Genomic DNA, 15,113 nt, shown 5'->3' with positions numbered 1-15,113 from the left:
CATGCGGTTGGAGGCTCCGGAGGTCCTGGTCGCAGAGCCCAACTTGCCCGCGACGAGACGCCGCGGGTGGCTGCCCGCGGCCTACCTGTCGGTGCCGATGACGGTGCTGGTTCTGCTGGTGCTGGTCCCGATGGCGATCCTGCTGCTGATCAGCCTCGGTATGGCCGTAGGGCGGGGCGAGAGCATCTGGTCGCTGGACGCCTACTCGAGCATCCTGACCGGCGCGCTGTACCGGAAGATCGCGATCACAACGGTGGTCATCGCCACCTCTGCGATGGTTGCGCAGCTGATCATCGGCGTGCCGTTGGCCTACGTGATGGCGTTCAAGGCGGGTCGCTTCGAGGTGCCGCTGCTCCTGGGGCTGGTGGTGCTGGACGAGCTCAATCCCGTGGTCCGCGTCTATGCCTGGCGAATGTTGTTGGGCCGTAACGGGATAATCAACAAGTTTCTGGAGTGGGTCGGGCTGATCGATCATCCGATCGACGCGCTACTGTTCAACCAGGGCACGGTAGTGGTGGTGCTCTCGACGGGGTGGATCACCTACACCGTGATCCCGCTCTACGCGGCGATGAAGGCGATCAACCCGACGCTGTTCCAGGCGGCGGCCGACCTCGGTGCGGGGTGGTGGACGATGACGCGGCGAATCCTGCTGCCGCTGGCCGCGCCGGGCATCTTCGTCGCCGTGCTGCTGGTCTACATCCCGCTCTTCACCGACTTTGCCACACCCAGCCTGGTGGGCGGCACCAGCGGCTACATGCTGGGGCAGGCGGTCAACGACTTGATCCTCCAACAGGGCGACCTGGCCCGGGGCGCGGCGTTGAGCAACCTGCTGCTGCTGGCTTCCGGGGTGGTCGCCGCGATCGCGTTCCGATTGTCTCGAATCAACAAGTTGGAGTGAACCTGTGAACCTCTTGCCTCCCGAACCCATCGCGGTTCCCGGGCCGCGCAGCGCGGAACTGCTTGCTGCGCAAGCCAAGATCTTCTACCCCGGGCTCTGGGCCGATGGTTACCCGTTCGTCGCGGCCACCAGGTCGGGCTGGACCGTCACCGATGTGGATGGCAACGAGTTCGTCGACCTGGTGAGCTCGTCGGCCTCGGTACCGGTCGGGGCTGGCCGCGCCGAGCTGGTCGAGCCCGCGGCGGCCGCGCTACTGAGCTATGGCAACGAGGACAGCCACGCGGTGTTCCACGATCTGATGCTGCCGTTGGCGTCGCGGCTGCTCGAGCTGGCGCCGAGCGGGATTACCCGCGTGGACATCTCGCTCAACGGGACGGAGTCGGTCGAGACCGCGGTCCGGGTGATGCGGCGGGCGACGGGTCGCCCCGTGATCCTCGGCTTCTTGGGTGGCTACCACGGTGAGACGACGACGACTGCGTCTCTGGGTGCCGAGCAGTCCGAGATCGGCCGGGGGCTCCGCGGTTTGGCGGGCGGATTCGTCCACGCACCGTATCCGAATGCCTACCGCAGCCCGTTCGGCGCGCCACGCGCCGCAGGGAGCGGTGACCCGACCGTCGACTTCATCCGCGACCACCTGCTGTTTCACCTCGTGGACCCGGCTGAGGTGGCCGGGGTGATTATCGAGCCGGTCCTGGGCTCCGGCGGCGTCGTGGCGCCGCCCGACACGTTCTGGCCGGCGTTGACCGAGCTCTGCAACGAGTACGGGTGGCTGCTGTGCCTCGACGAGGTGAAGACCGGGTTCGGCCGGACCGGTGCCATGTTCGCCGCGGACCTGTGGGGGCTACGTCCCGATCTGATGTGCTTGGGCAAGGCGATGGGTGGCGGCGTCATGCCGATCGGCGCGTTGCTGGGAAATGACCGTGCCCTGGGTAGTTTCGGTGACCTCTCGACTGGCAGCACTTGGTCGTGGCTGCCCGCGGCGTGCGCGGCATCGCTGGCCTACCTGGATCTGATGCAGCGCGAGGATGTGTTGGGCAACGTGCGGGGGCTGCACGACGTCGCGCTGGCCAAGCTCGGACCCTTGGTCGAGCGGATCCCACAGGTTGGCGACGTCCGGGTGCAAGGGGCGTTCACCGGTCTCGAGTTCGTCACCGACCCGGTGACCAAGCAGCGCGCCCCCGAGCTGCAGGAGGCGGTCGCCGCGGGTTGCCTCCGGCGCGGCGTCCTGGTCGCGTCCAGCACCACGAGCCTGAATATCCAGCCGTCGCTTACCATGTCGCCGCAGGCATACGCCCAAGCCCTGGACCGGGTCATCGCGGCCATCGACGAGGCCGGGTGAACGAGCGGCTGCGGGCAACCAGTGCCGCCACCCTGGCCAAAATGGCGGCCAAGGGCACACTGAAGCAACCGCCGGTGCTCGACGCCCCGCAGGGGCCGCACTCCCGGTTGGCGGGTGGCCGTGATGTGCTGGTCGCCTGCTCAAACGACTACCTCGGGCTGGCCGACGACCCACGGGTGACGGCGGCCACGGTAGCGGGGCTGCGGCGCTACGGTGCGGGGACGGCGTCGGTCCGGTTTATCTGCGGTACCTTCACCCCGCATCTCGATCTGGAGCGAGACATCGCGAACCTGGTCGGGACGTCGGCGGCGCTGACGTTCGTCTCGTGCTGGGACGCCAACGCTGCGGCGATCACCACACTGGCCGATGAGCAGACGGTGGTGTTGTCCGACGCGCTCAACCATGCGTCGATCATCGATGCAGTCCGGCTTTCGCGGGCAGGGCGCAAACTCGTCTATCCGCACGTGGACCTCGGCGCGCTCAACGAGGCATTGTCGGCACTGGGGGAGTGGGAGCGGCGCGTCGTCGTCACCGACGGTGTGTTCAGCATGGAGGGTGACGTCGCGCCCCTGGCGGATCTGATCGAGTTGTGCCGGCGCCACGACGCGGTGCTCGTCGTCGATGACTCGCACGGTATCGGTGTGCTGGGCGTCGATGGCCGCGGTACGGCTTCTGCTCAGGGCGTCTTGGGCGAGATCGACGTTCTGACAGGAACGTTGGGCAAGGCGCTGGGCGGCGCGGCAGGCGGATACGTCGCCGCGTCGACCGAGGTCGTGGAACTACTCGCCCAGGTCGCCCGACCCTCGCTGTTCTCCAATGCGCTGCCGGTGCCGACCGCCTGCGGTGCGCGCGAAGCGATCCGAATCCTGCGCACCGAGCCGCAGCGAGTCGCACGGTTGCATGAACTTGCTTCTGGTTTGCGGGCGGGGCTGCGGGCGGCGAAATTGGAGCCATTGCCGGGGGATACGGCCATCGTGCCGATCATCGTGGGTGACACGGCGAAGGCGGGCCGGATGAGTCGAGAGTTGCGGGAAGAGCACGGAGTGCTGGTCACGGGCTTTGGGTACCCGGTGGTGCCGGAGGGGGCAGCACGGCTGCGTATCCAGGCCAACGCTGGAATGACCGATATCGACGTCGCTACCCTGCTCAGGGCTATCGCCGTCGTGGCGGGCTGACCGAGGACACCGTTCGGTCAGCTGCCAACCACTATGCGTTCGAAGGCGATACGTTCGATCGCGTCTTCATCGAGCCCGATGCCCAGGCCGGGGTCGGCCGGTGCGTTGACGAGCCCGTCGGCTCCGGTGTTCAGGACATCGGCAACGCCGTGTTCGAAGGGCTCGACCGGCACTGCCTGCTCGAAGTAGGTCGTCCGGCCGAACGCCAGCGCCACGTGAAGATCGGCGGCCTGAATAGCGGTGTGGCCGTAGCTGATCAATTCGACATCAAGGCCCGACTTCGCGGCCACCCGGATCAGCTCGACCGCGGGTGTTGGCCCTCCGACGAAGGACACGTCGAACCGGACGGCGCTGAACGGCTCGAAGCGGAGGGCGTGTTCCAGCAACTCAGGGTGCCAGAATGCATCGCCGGCAGGAAGTATTGGTACGGAGCCGAACTCGTCGCGCAGAGTCCGATAATCCCGAAGCCGGAAGTCCGGTAGTGGCGCCTCGAACCACCGCGCCCCGACGGCATCGCACGCGGCGGCAACCACTCGCGCGCCGGGCAGGTCGTAGCGACCCTCCGCGTCGAACATCAGAACCAGATCTGGAAACGACCGCCGCAGGAGGTGCAGCAGGGCGGCGTCGCGCTCGGGCACGCCCCAGGCATGGATTTTCACGGCGGTATAACCGGATTCGACGAATCCGGCTAACGCCCGGGAGTATGAGTCCTCGTCGTCGTGGAGCGGCACCGACGCGTATCCGGGCAGCGACGTCGGCGTTGGGCCGCCGGCCAGCAATTCACGCAGGGGGACACCGCGGCGGCGGGCGGCCAGATCCCACAGGGCGGTGTCGATCGTCGAGCGGACGGCTGGCGGAAAGGGCGACGTTCCGCCTTCGGATACCAGGGCGTATACCTCGTCACGATCCTCGGCATCCTTGCCGACCAACCGCGGCAGCATTGATCGCAGCGTCTCTATCGGCGCACGGTCCCACATCCCAAACGTGTCGGAGTCGTAGGCGCCGATCCCGGTGTTGCCGTCGGCGTCGACGATGCGCAGCAACGTCGTCGTCGTGAAGACCGGGTCGGAAAAGGACGTGTACCGGAATCGCTCGACGTCGGGTCCCAGTGCCCATGCGTCAAGACGCGCAATCGCCGTCATATCCGGTAGATTACATTTTGTCGGCAAAATACACACTACACATTCAGTTGCTACTCTTCTGGCATGAGCGATCACGGTCCGTTGCGCCCCATCGAGGTCGGCCGGTCCTTGACCGAGGATGCCGCCGACCGGATTCGCGAGCAGATCATCCTCGGCGGATTCCGGCAGGGTGAACACCTCAAAGAGGCCCACATCGCCGAGCAACTCAACGTCAGTCGCGGTCCGGTACGTGAAGCGTTCAAGATCCTGCGCGCCGAGGGGTTGGTCGCCGAGGAGCCTCGCCGCGGGATGTTCGTGGTCAGCCTGACAGCGAAAGATGTCACCGATATCTACGGTCTGCGGGCGGCGGTCGAAGAACTGGCGGTGCGGCTGGTGTGTCGCGCCCAGGATCCGGAGGCTATCGCCACGCTGCGAGCCCGGGTGGTCGATATTGCCGAGGCGGCCGCGACCGGCGATGCCCCCGCGGTGGCCCGCGCCGACGTGGCCTTTCATCAGGCGTTGTGCACGGCGTCGGGCAACGGCCGCATCCTGGAGGTGTTTCTTCGCTACGTCCCGACGATTCGCGGGCTGCTGCGGCTCGACGAACGGATCATGCCATCGCTGGACGAGGTGGCCGGCCAGCATGAGCCGATGCTCCAGGCCATCGAGGCCGGCGACGAAGAGTTGGCGGCACAGTTGGTCAGGGACCATTCGTTGGAGGCCGGCCGTCTGCTGGTTGCGCTCCTGGGCGAGGTTGAGTAGTCGTCTCGCCGTAACCGGGAGGTTAATCCTTCTCGTAGATTGTTGACAATCTTCTGTCTGCGAAATAGTTTGGCGCCAACGTCCCGATCGGTGTGAGGAGTCATTCGTGAGAAACGCGCTGGCCATGGCGGTGATCTGTGCGGCGACGGCAATGCTGGCCGGGTGCGGCGGCGAGCCGACCGTCGCCGGTGCGGGCAAGTCCGATCCGTCCTACCCCACTTCGTCCATCACCGGCACCATCCGGCTGTACTCCTACGAGGACGGGTACGACGCCGACTATCTCCAGTCGTTCCACGAGAAGTACCCCAACATCACGCTGGACACGGCGTCGTTCGGTAGCAACGAAGAAGCGATCGCCAAGGTGAAGGCCGGCTTCCACGCCGACGTCATCAACACGTGCGTTGACGAGGGCGCACAGGAGGCTGTCGAGAAGGGCATCTACGCGCCGCTGGATACTGCCCGCCTGGAGAACTGGAACGACATCTGGCCGGCGATGAAGGAAATGCCCGGTGTCGTCTACGACGGCAAGTTCTACGTTGTTCCGGTTGACGCCGGCACCGGGGGCCTGATCTACAACGCCGACACCATCACCACGGCTCCGACATCGTGGAAGGACTTGTTCGACAAGAAGTATCGCGGGCGGGCGGCCCTCGAGGACAACGCGGTCACCGCGATCGACATCGGTGCCCTGGCATCCGGAATCACCGACCCGCTGAATATCGATGCGGCACAGCTGGACAGCGTCAAGAACTTCCTGATCGACAACCGCTCGCAGTTCCGAACCTGGTGGGGGGACCCGGGCGAGATTGCGGCACTGATCAAGTCGGGCGAGGTTGACATCGCTAGCGGATACACCAACATCGTCAAAGATCTGCAGGCAGATGGCGTCAATGTGCAGTTCGCCACGGCCAAGGAAGGCAAGACGCTGTGGACATGCGGCTACGGCATCAGTAGCACCATCGCCAGCGAGAACGTCGATGCCGCGTATGCACTGTTGAACTGGTACACCAGCCTGCCCGCACAGGTCTACGAGGCGACCAACTGGAACTACATGACGTCCAACAAAGGCATCGTCGACGCGGTGACGCCGGAGGTGCGCAAGAGCGCTTCCTTGGACACTCTGTTCGACCTCGCCGACGCCATTCCGGCCGCACCGCCGAAGAACCGCGACGCGTGGGTGAAGGCGTGGTCCGAGGTCAAGGCATCATGATCCGCCGCGGCACGTGCCAGTGAACCATGGTGATCCCGTCGCCGACCGTGCCTCCACGCTGAGTAGCGACGCCATCGCCGCGGCGGTGGATGAGCTGTTCGGTTTCCGCGGAACTGTACGGCGCCAATTCGACGGCGAACGCGACCAGACGGTACTCATCGTCGATGAGCTTGGCGCACAACGCGTTGCCAAAGCCTCACATCCCGCGGTGCCCGTCGACGAGGTGGATTTGGAGGGGCGCGCCGCGCTCTGGGCGCGCGCGGTCGACCCGGGACTGCCGGTCGCGGCGCCGCTGCACACCGTCACCGGCGCGCTGTACGGGCAAGCCGCCGGCCACGTGCTGCGCCTCTACGAGTGCCTGCCGGGAACGGCGTCACGCGACGGGGCGGCGTTGCGGCCGAGCGTGGTCAAGGAATTCGGTGCGACCGCCGCGCGCTTGGGTATGGCGCTGCGTGGGTTCTTCCATCCCGCGGCCGGGCGACGGCTGTTGTGGCACGTCGAGGCGCGTCACCGGATCGCCGACATGGCCGGTGCCGTGGCCGACCCCGCCGACCGAGTGCTGGTGCGCAACGCATTGGAAAGGTTCGAGCGCACCGTGGCGCCGGTGTGGCCGATGCTGCGCGCACAGCCCGTACATGCCGACCTCACGTTGGACAACGTGTTGCTCGACGACGCCGACCAGATCTGCGGGATCCTCGATTTCGGCGATCTGACACATACCGCGCTGGTGGCCGACATCGCCGAGGCGATGGCTTCGGTGGGGGCCACCCGCATCGGCGCCGATCTGTGGTCGACGCTTGCGCTGTTCCTCGACGGCTACACCGCGGTCAACCCGCTCGAGGCCGTCGAACGGGCCGTCCTTGCCGACACGGTCGCGGTGCGGATGGCCATCACTCTGGTGCTCTCGGCCAACCAGGCCGACCCGGATGCCGACAACTCCGCATACCTGCACAGCTGGGATAACGCGGCGCGCAACATTCTCCGCGAACTCGAAAGCGCCGATCCGGGAGATCTGTCCGCGGCATTCGGCACGCCGCCGCCGCGCCAGCCGGCCGCGACTCTGCTGAACCGGCGAGCCGCAGTGTTCGGGTCGGCGTTGGCCCCGCTGACCTACACGGAGCCCCTGATGCTGGTGCGAGGCTGCGGCGCATTACTTTTCGACGCCGACGGCCGCGAGTACGTCGATGCGTACAACAACGTGCCCGTTGTCGGGCACGGGCATCCTCGGGTGGCGAACGCCATCGCCGACCAGGCGCGGCTGCTGAGCACGAATCTGCGTTACCTACACCCGCGCGCCATCGGCTTAGCGGAGCGATTGGTCGCCACCATGCCCGCAGGGTCAGCGCTGGACACCGTGATATTTCTCAACTCCGGTAGCGAGGCGACCGACCTGGCGTGGCGCATCGCCGCGGCGGTCACCGGTCAGACCGGTGCGCTGGTCACCGACTTCGCCTATCACGGCGTCACCACCGCGACCACGGCGTTATCGCCAGAACAGTGGCGCGGCGGCTGGACTCCCGGCCATGTCGAACGCTTCGCCGTCGGCGATCCGATCGACGGTGCGGTGCGTCGGCTTGCGGCGGGCGGTCGCCGGCCGGCCGCGGTGTTCGTCGATCCGACCTACACCAGCGACGGAATCATGGTTCCGGGCCGTGACTATCACGCCGCGTTGTCCGCATCGGCCCACAGTGCCGGCGCGTTGGTCGTTGCCGACGAGGTGCAGGCCGGCTTTGGCCGGTCCGGGGATCACCTATGGTCGTTCGTCGGCGCGGGACTCACCCCCGATATCGTCACCCTGGGCAAGCCGATGGGCAACGGACACCCGGTGGCGGCGCTCATCGCGCGCCGGGCCGACGTCCAGGCACTGGCCGGGCAGACTGAGTTCTTCAGCACCTTCGCCGGGGGTCCGGTTGCCGCTGCGGCAGCGTCGGCGGTGTTGGATGTCATCGCCGACGAACGGCTGATGGAACATGCCGCGCACATGGGGGCGGCACTACGAAACCGACTGTCAGAGTGCGGGTTACCGGTGCGTGGCCGAGGTCTGCTGATCGGTGTCGAACTCGCCGATGCCGCCCACGCCGACGCGGTCCTGGACCGAGCGCGCAGAAACGGCGTGCTCATCGGCTCGACCGGCCAACGGTCCAACGTGCTCAAGGTCCGGCCGCCGCTGGTGATCACCCCGGAACAAATCGACCGGGTGGGTGCCGTCGTCGTCGATGCCATTGAAGAAACAACCAAGCAAAGGAGGGCAGATGCGTAGTCGAGAACAGTTCGAGGGGACTGATCGTTCACTGCAGCGGGCGTGGATCAAGGGTGCGGGGTTCACCGACGAGGAACTCAGCCAGCCGCTGGTGATGATCGCCAACACATACCAGGACTTCTCACCGGAAAACGCCCACTTGCGCATGGTCGTTGATGCCGTCAAGGCTGGAGTGCGGATGGCGGGCGGTACACCCATCGAGTTCAACACCTTTCATGTCACCGACAGCGAGGCGTTCGCCGCGCGCAGCATGCGCTATGTCCTGCCCAGCCGCGATGTAGTCGCCGATTCGATCGAACTCATGGCCGAGGGGCACGGTGTCGACGCGCTGGTGCTGCTGACGGGGGGCGACAAGCCCACGCCGGGGATGGTGATGGCCGCCGCTCGGCTCAATCTCCCGTCGATCCTGCTCTACGCCGGCGCTACCCGTTACGGTGTGCACCGCGGCAAGAAGCTATTCCTCGAGACCGTGTATGACGGTGTGGGGCAGGTGGTGCGTGGTGAGATCGACGGGGCGACCCTGAAGCATTGGGAGGACGAGCTTTTCCCCGGACCAGGGGCCGGAGACACCCTGACATCCGGCAACACTGCGGGGATTTACACCGAAGCACTCGGGCTTGCACTGCCGAACACCGGAACGCTGCCCGCGGGCTGCAACAAGCAGTTGCGGGCCGCTAAGTACACCGGGATGCGGATCGTCGAGCTGTTCCGCGACAATGTCCGCCCGCGGGACATCCTGACCGCCGCGGCGTTCGAAAACGCGCTGCGGGTGGCGCTGGCGGTGTCGGGATCGACGAATCTGGTTCTGCATTTCATCGCGATGGCCAAAGAGGCCGGTATCGAGCTGGACTTCGACACTATCGACAAGGTCGGACGGCAGACCCCGACGCTGGCGAAGCTGGCGCCGTCGGGACCCTGGGGCGTCACCGAGCTCGACGAGGCGGGTGGGGTACCTGCGGTGCTGCGCGAACTCGGCGATCTCATCGAGGGGTCAACAATCACGGTGTCGGGTCGCACTACTGGGGAAATTGCCGCTGCCGCAGAGAATCTCAATCCAGGCCTGCTGGCGAGCCGGGATGCGCCGCTCGCGCCGGAGGGGGCGATCTTCATCCTCCGCGGCAGCCTGGCACCCGACGGTGCGGTGGTCAAGGCATCAGGTGTGGCGCCCTCCATGTGGAACTTCGAGGGAACTGCCAAGGTCTTCGAGTCGGAGGAGGCTGCGATCGAGGCAATCCTTGGTGGCGAGGTCGTCGCAGGGACGGCGATCGTCATCCGCAACGAGGGACCGCGCGGCGGCCCGGGCATGCGCGAGATGCTCGGGGCCACTTCGGCGGTCGTGGGTATGGGATTGTCGGAGAGCGTCACGCTGATCACAGACGGCCGATTCTCTGGGGCCACGCACGGGCCGGCGATCGGATACGTCGGGCCGGAAGCAGCAGACGGCGGTCCGATCGGCTTGGTGCGCGACGGCGACCGGATCCTGATCGATCTGGCGAACCGGCGCCTCGACCTGGATGTACCCGCCGACGTCATGGACGAGCGGCGGGCCGCGTGGGTACGGCGCGCGCCGAGCGTGACGACGGGATACTTGGCCTTCTACGCAGAGCATGTGGCACCGGCCTGTCAGGGCGCGGTGATGCCGCGATGAGCAGAGGGGCACGGCGATGAGTACGCACTACGACGCGGTGATCGTGGGCGGTGGACACAACGGACTGGTCGCGGCCTTCTACCTCGCCAGGGCTGGGCTCAAGACGCTGGTGCTGGAGCGCCGGCCGTTCGTCGGCGGGGCATGTAACACCGAGGAATTCGCCCCCGGGTACCGGGCGTCGACCGGCGCCTATGTGTTGTCGATGCTGCGCGAGGCGATCTGGCAGGACATGGCATTGGAGCGGCGCGGCATTCACGTCGACCCCGCCGGCCCGACACTGAACCTCTATCCAGACGGGGCGAGCTACTACCTGGGTGACGATATGGCCGAAAACGTCGCGGCCACCAAGTACTTCTCAGAGTCCGATGCGCGAGCGTTGCCGAAGTTCGAAGACGATCTGTCCGAGATGGTGCAGGCGGTATTGCCGGTGTTCGACTGGACCGCCCCCGATCCACGGGTCAGAAGCCTCGACGACTTACGAGGACTGGCGCGGCTGGGCGGAGTCGGCATCCGCGCGCGTTCTCACCTCGACGAGTTGGCTCGGTTGTTCACCTCTAGCGCGCATTCGATACTCGCCGAGCGATTCGAGAGTGAGCACGTCAAGGCCGCCCTGGGCTGGCATGCGATCAACGACAGTGTCGCCGGCCCGTCGACGCCGGGGACGGCGTTCGTGCTGTTGCACGACCACGCCAGCGAGGAGACCGACGGCGGGGTGCGCCAGTGGGGCTTCGTACGCGGCGGTATGGGCCTACTGACCGAGGTCATGGCTGACGCGGCCAGAGAAGCAGGTGCTGATATCCGTTGCAATGCTGCGGTGCAGAACATCGTGACACGTGATGGACGAGCCATTGGGGTGCGGTTGACGTCCGACGAGGAAATAACCGCTGACCGGGTGTTGTCGAATGCCGATCCCAAGCACACATTCCTGACCCTGTGTGAACGCGCCGACTTGCCAGCTGACTTCGTCCGCCAGGTGGAGAGCTATCGGTGCATGGGGACCAGCATGAAGATCAACTTGGCACTGTCCGAATTACCTTATGTGGCAGGGCATCCGAAGGGTGGTGTGCAGCCCTACCACCGGGGCATCATGGAGGTGAACCCGTTCACCGCAGAGATGGATCTGCAGCAGGCGCAGGCGCAATACGGTCTGGCAGTGCGGGATTCCCACGTCGAGATCGTGTTCCCAACGGTGCACGACCCGTCGTTGGCCCCCGAAGGCAAGCACATCGCCACCATTGACGTGAATTCTCAACCGTTTCACCTGCGCGACGAGTCATGGGACGACATAAAGGACACCCGGGCTGACGAGGTGATTGCTCAGCTCGAAGGGCACTTTCCGGGGCTGAGCGGTCTGATCGAGCATCGTCAGGTGCTTAGCCCGTTGGACATGGAGCGCGTGATGGGCCTGAGCGGTGGGCACGCCTTACATGGTGAGATGTCGCCAGATCAGTTGCTTTTCATGCGCCCGGTCCGGGGGTGGGCGAAGTACCGCACGCCCATCGGCGGGCTGTACCTGTGTGGGGCCGGGACACATCCCGGTGGCGGCGTGACCGGTGCGAACGGCCGCAACGCGGCCAGGGAGGTGTTGCGCGACGCGAAGAGACGGCGACGACGGTGACGATGAGGCCCTTGGCTCGGGTATGAACAGTGCACACTCACGGCCCCGTTCGGCGCGCTGGCAGCGCGGCCGTCGCCGGTATTGATCCCGCCGGTAGTTCCTCTTTCATCCGCGACACCAGCAGCAGGTTGTAGCCCGCGGCTGAGGTGACGCTCCATCAGGGTGGCGTGGAAATCGAGTTTGGGCGCGGCCAGGAGCCGGACCGTGCGGTCTGGACGGGTTTGGTCACACTGGTCTCAGGAGTTTTCCTGCGCCTCGTTGGTCACAGCCCTGGGCGGCGCCGCGGGAGTTCGCACGCGACCGCGTACCCCCCCGACCCGGGCAAAGTGATGACCAAAGACCACTGTCGCCGCGTCAGAACTTTGCCAGAGTGGAATCAGCTATCGGTGAGCGGAGGCTCGGCGGGAGCGCAGGGGACAAGGGGGTCGCCATGCGTACGGCAGGCTGTTCGAGTGTATTCGCGGCGCTGGCGGTCAGTGCGGTAGCGGTCATCGGGGTCGCATCAGTGCCACCGGTGGTCGCGTTGACGGCCACGGCGCTCTTCATGGGCGGGACGGGTCATCCACTGAGCGTTCCGCAGGACACCACGGACTACATCTCGAGCTACATCCACGATGCCGACACCGGATATGTGGCGCCGTCGGGCCTGTGCACCGGCGGTTCACCCGGCTGCGCGCCGGCGGCGGTTTACACGCCTGAGCAGTTCAGATTCGATACGGGTCTGTGGGACATGCCCTTTGACGAGTCGGTTCAGGAGGGCATCGTCAATCTCGACGCGTGCCTGCGCGCAGCGCCCTGCACCGTCACCAAACCTCCGTTCACCACGACCGGCCCACCCGAGGCGCTGACCGACAGTTCCTATGTGGTGTTTGGCTATTCGCAGAGTGCGACGATCGCCGCCTACGAGAAGTACGACCTGATCGCCCACCCGCCGGCGGGCACGACGGTGAGTTTCATACTGACGTCAAATCCCAACCGGCCCAACGGCGGAATCCTCGAACGGTTCGTCGGGGTCTACCTACCCGTCATCGGTGTCAGCTTCAACGGTGCGATGACCACCAATTCGCCGCAGCCGACCCCGCTCACCACGGTCGACGTGGCGCGGCAATACGATCCGGTGTCCGACTTTCCCACCAATCCACTGAATCTGCTGGCCGACCTCAATGTCGCGTTGGGTTTTGTGTACTTTCACCCCGAGGCCGCGTACTTCGCGGTGGACGCCATCGAGCTCCAGGGCCAGTATCAGGACACCACCTACTACCTGGCCCCGGCCAAGACGCTGCCGCTGCTGATGCCACTGGAACAGATTCCGTTCATCGGACCACCTCTGGCGGCAACCCTGGATCCGCCCCTGCGGGTCTTGGTGGAGGCGGCCTACGACCGCACCATCAATCCGGGCAGCCCGACGCCGGCTAAGTACCTCTACTTTCCCAACCCGATCAAGACAGCGATCGATTTCCTGGTCGCCATTCCGACCGGGTGGGACAACGGAATTGCCGTCATCACCGGTGACCCGGCGAACCGCCCGTTCCACACCTTGCCCCAGCCCACATACGGTGTCGGCGGGCCAGCGGTGGACACCGGCGCGGTGGATCCCTATGGCCCACCGACTCCCTACGCGCCGACGCCGGCGTCAGCCACCGCGCCGCGGGCGGGCAGCCGGGACAGAGGGATGCTCGATCGGACACGGCCGGCCGTCCCGGTCGGCCAGCGCCACATGCTGCCGCGATCACGCGGTGTCGCCGAGCTGAATGGCGGCCCGTCACCGAATTCGCGCAATGGCCATTTGTCGCAGAAACCGGGCACCGGGCATTTCGCACGGTCGGGTCACCCGGCAACGGCGCAGGCGGCTGCCTGAACGGTGTCGGACCAGCGAGCTCTTTTCGTCAGGGTGCGGCTCGGTACGCCGAATACGGAGCGTCGCGGGTGTCGGTCTCGGACTAGTGACTGAAGCGTGCCACAGGGCGGCATCGAAATGGGCTTGAAGAATACCCTCGACACGTAATTCCAAACGCGCCGAGTCGGAGTTCTCGAAGGTTCGTACATGCTTCCCGTACGCCCGGGAATGTGACTGCAATGCCCGTGTTCCTGCTCAATGTCGACGGTAGCGCTGGCTGGGAAACTCGATGATCGCGGTAGATTTTTCCGCGGCCTGAGGAGCCAATAATTACCTATAAATGACGGATTACGTTTTCGACTACCAACCGGATGAGCATGTGCTTTCGGGATCACGATTCAATTAAGCTCACCGGGCTTCGCCTACCCGTGGGGGAACCCCATGCCGCGGGCGATGGCCGGGTGGCACAGCTATGGCGTCTGTCATGAGTGTGGTATCCCCAGCGAAGATATGGCGTTCTAGCTGCATGAACTGGGTGCAAGGACGGTGAGGCCGGGCCCGGTTAACTGCGTGGTCGAACCCCTGTGGCTGCCCTTGGCGATCGAGGTTGCCCGCCGCGATCGTCGCCTCCTTTCGATTATCCGAGCGGCGGAACTTAATTTGCCTTGCGTGGTGTACCTGTTTTTCCTGGTCATCGCAATATGATGGTTGACACAATCCAGGTCGCAGTCTACTGTGGGTATTAATCAGGTTTTTGGAGGATCTCATTAAGTCACCCGCAGCTAGGAAATTGCACAGCTTGCAAAGCCGTGCCCGGCTTCGGTCCATGAACCTCATGGCATTGTTTTAGCGACTTTCGCCAATCGCTGTACGCGTCGGGCATCACCGGCGACATTATTTCTCATACGGCGCTCCCTCTTTGTGATGCGTGAATCAATAGCGATTCCGCACTTTTTTGGGCCGGTAAAAGTTCGGCTCGTTCAACTTTGCGTTTAGCTCGATTGTAGGGCGCGAAGGTCATCTGCCCATACAGCGCAGTTCGGGCAAGCGCGCCAATGATTGAGGAACTGGAGCCCGCGAGACCCATAGTCCATCAACGTTTACCGGCCGATACGGCCAACAATCTCTAGAAAAACAGGAGTAAAACAATGAGAAAATACACCTATCCTTGTGCAGCAGGCATTGCGATGGTCGGAGCGGGCGCTGCGTTGGCGTTCGGGTCCGGTGCCGCGCAGGCGGCGCCTG

Annotated in this window: 10 protein-coding genes and 1 pseudogene; 9 read left to right on the top strand and 2 right to left on the bottom strand. The window is 65.3% G+C overall.

Annotated features, from left to right (window positions below; translation table 11 throughout):
• The first annotated feature begins 1 nt into the window (after position 1).
• From ADBZ9K_RS07205 to ADBZ9K_RS07195, 3 genes are read left to right on the top strand one after another with little or no spacing between them, the layout of a single operon-like run.
• Positions 2–898, top strand: coding sequence for an ABC transporter permease (locus ADBZ9K_RS07205; protein ID WP_526620801.1), 897 nt, complete (start codon positions 2–4; stop codon positions 896–898).
• 4 nt (positions 899–902) lie between these two features.
• Positions 903–2,237 carry a class-III pyridoxal-phosphate-dependent aminotransferase gene (locus ADBZ9K_RS07200; protein WP_526619407.1) on the top strand — a complete coding sequence of 445 codons (1,335 nt, stop codon included), beginning with the start codon at positions 903–905 and terminating at the stop codon, positions 2,235–2,237.
• Positions 2,234–3,412 carry an aminotransferase class I/II-fold pyridoxal phosphate-dependent enzyme gene (locus ADBZ9K_RS07195; protein WP_526619406.1) on the top strand — a complete coding sequence of 393 codons (1,179 nt, stop codon included), beginning with the start codon at positions 2,234–2,236 and terminating at the stop codon, positions 3,410–3,412. The genes ADBZ9K_RS07200 and ADBZ9K_RS07195 overlap by 4 nt, the downstream gene beginning before the upstream one ends.
• Before the next feature lie 17 nt (positions 3,413–3,429).
• Here the strand turns inward: ADBZ9K_RS07195 and ADBZ9K_RS07190 are convergent, their stop codons facing one another.
• On the bottom strand, positions 3,430–4,554 hold the full coding sequence (locus ADBZ9K_RS07190) for a mandelate racemase/muconate lactonizing enzyme family protein (RefSeq protein ID WP_526619405.1): 1,125 nt from the start codon (positions 4,552–4,554) through the stop codon (positions 3,430–3,432).
• Positions 4,555–4,617: 63 nt separating this feature from the next.
• Between ADBZ9K_RS07190 and ADBZ9K_RS07185 the strand changes: the two genes are divergently transcribed.
• The 5 genes from ADBZ9K_RS07185 to ADBZ9K_RS07165 all read left to right on the top strand — a co-directional run bounded on the left by ADBZ9K_RS07185 (position 4,618) and on the right by ADBZ9K_RS07165 (position 12,031).
• On the top strand, positions 4,618–5,295 hold the full coding sequence (locus tag ADBZ9K_RS07185) for a GntR family transcriptional regulator (protein WP_526619404.1): 678 nt from the start codon (positions 4,618–4,620) through the stop codon (positions 5,293–5,295).
• A gap of 106 nt (positions 5,296–5,401) precedes the next feature.
• On the top strand, positions 5,402–6,505 hold the full coding sequence (locus tag ADBZ9K_RS07180) for an ABC transporter substrate-binding protein (RefSeq protein ID WP_526619403.1): 1,104 nt from the start codon (positions 5,402–5,404) through the stop codon (positions 6,503–6,505).
• 13 nt (positions 6,506–6,518) lie between these two features.
• Complete coding sequence (locus tag ADBZ9K_RS07175; protein ID WP_526619402.1) at positions 6,519–8,765, top strand: aminotransferase class III-fold pyridoxal phosphate-dependent enzyme; 2,247 nt, start codon at positions 6,519–6,521, stop codon at positions 8,763–8,765.
• Positions 8,758–10,413 (top strand): dihydroxy-acid dehydratase, encoded by a 1,656-nt coding sequence (gene ilvD / locus ADBZ9K_RS07170; RefSeq protein ID WP_526619401.1) that lies wholly within the window; start codon positions 8,758–8,760, stop codon positions 10,411–10,413. The genes ADBZ9K_RS07175 and ilvD overlap by 8 nt, the downstream gene beginning before the upstream one ends.
• A 16-nt stretch (positions 10,414–10,429) precedes the next feature.
• Positions 10,430–12,031, top strand: coding sequence for a phytoene desaturase family protein (locus ADBZ9K_RS07165; RefSeq protein ID WP_526619400.1), 1,602 nt, complete (start codon positions 10,430–10,432; stop codon positions 12,029–12,031).
• Between the two features lie 37 nt (positions 12,032–12,068).
• Here the strand turns inward: ADBZ9K_RS07165 and ADBZ9K_RS07160 are convergent.
• Positions 12,069–12,161, bottom strand: a pseudogene (locus ADBZ9K_RS07160) (hypothetical protein); the annotation flags it as partial.
• Between the two features lie 300 nt (positions 12,162–12,461).
• Between ADBZ9K_RS07160 and ADBZ9K_RS07155 the strand changes: the two are divergent.
• The gene (locus ADBZ9K_RS07155) at positions 12,462–13,889 is read left to right on the top strand and encodes a PE-PPE domain-containing protein (protein ID WP_526619399.1); all 1,428 of its coding nucleotides are present in this window, start codon (positions 12,462–12,464) and stop codon (positions 13,887–13,889) included.
• The last annotated feature ends 1,224 nt before the right edge of the window (positions 13,890–15,113 follow it).

Source organism: Mycobacterium sp. (assembly GCF_965229265.1).
Classification (GTDB): domain Bacteria; phylum Actinomycetota; class Actinomycetes; order Mycobacteriales; family Mycobacteriaceae; genus Mycobacterium.
The sequence above is the reverse complement of the archived record's forward strand: the minus strand, read 5'-3'. Positions and strand labels throughout refer to the sequence as shown.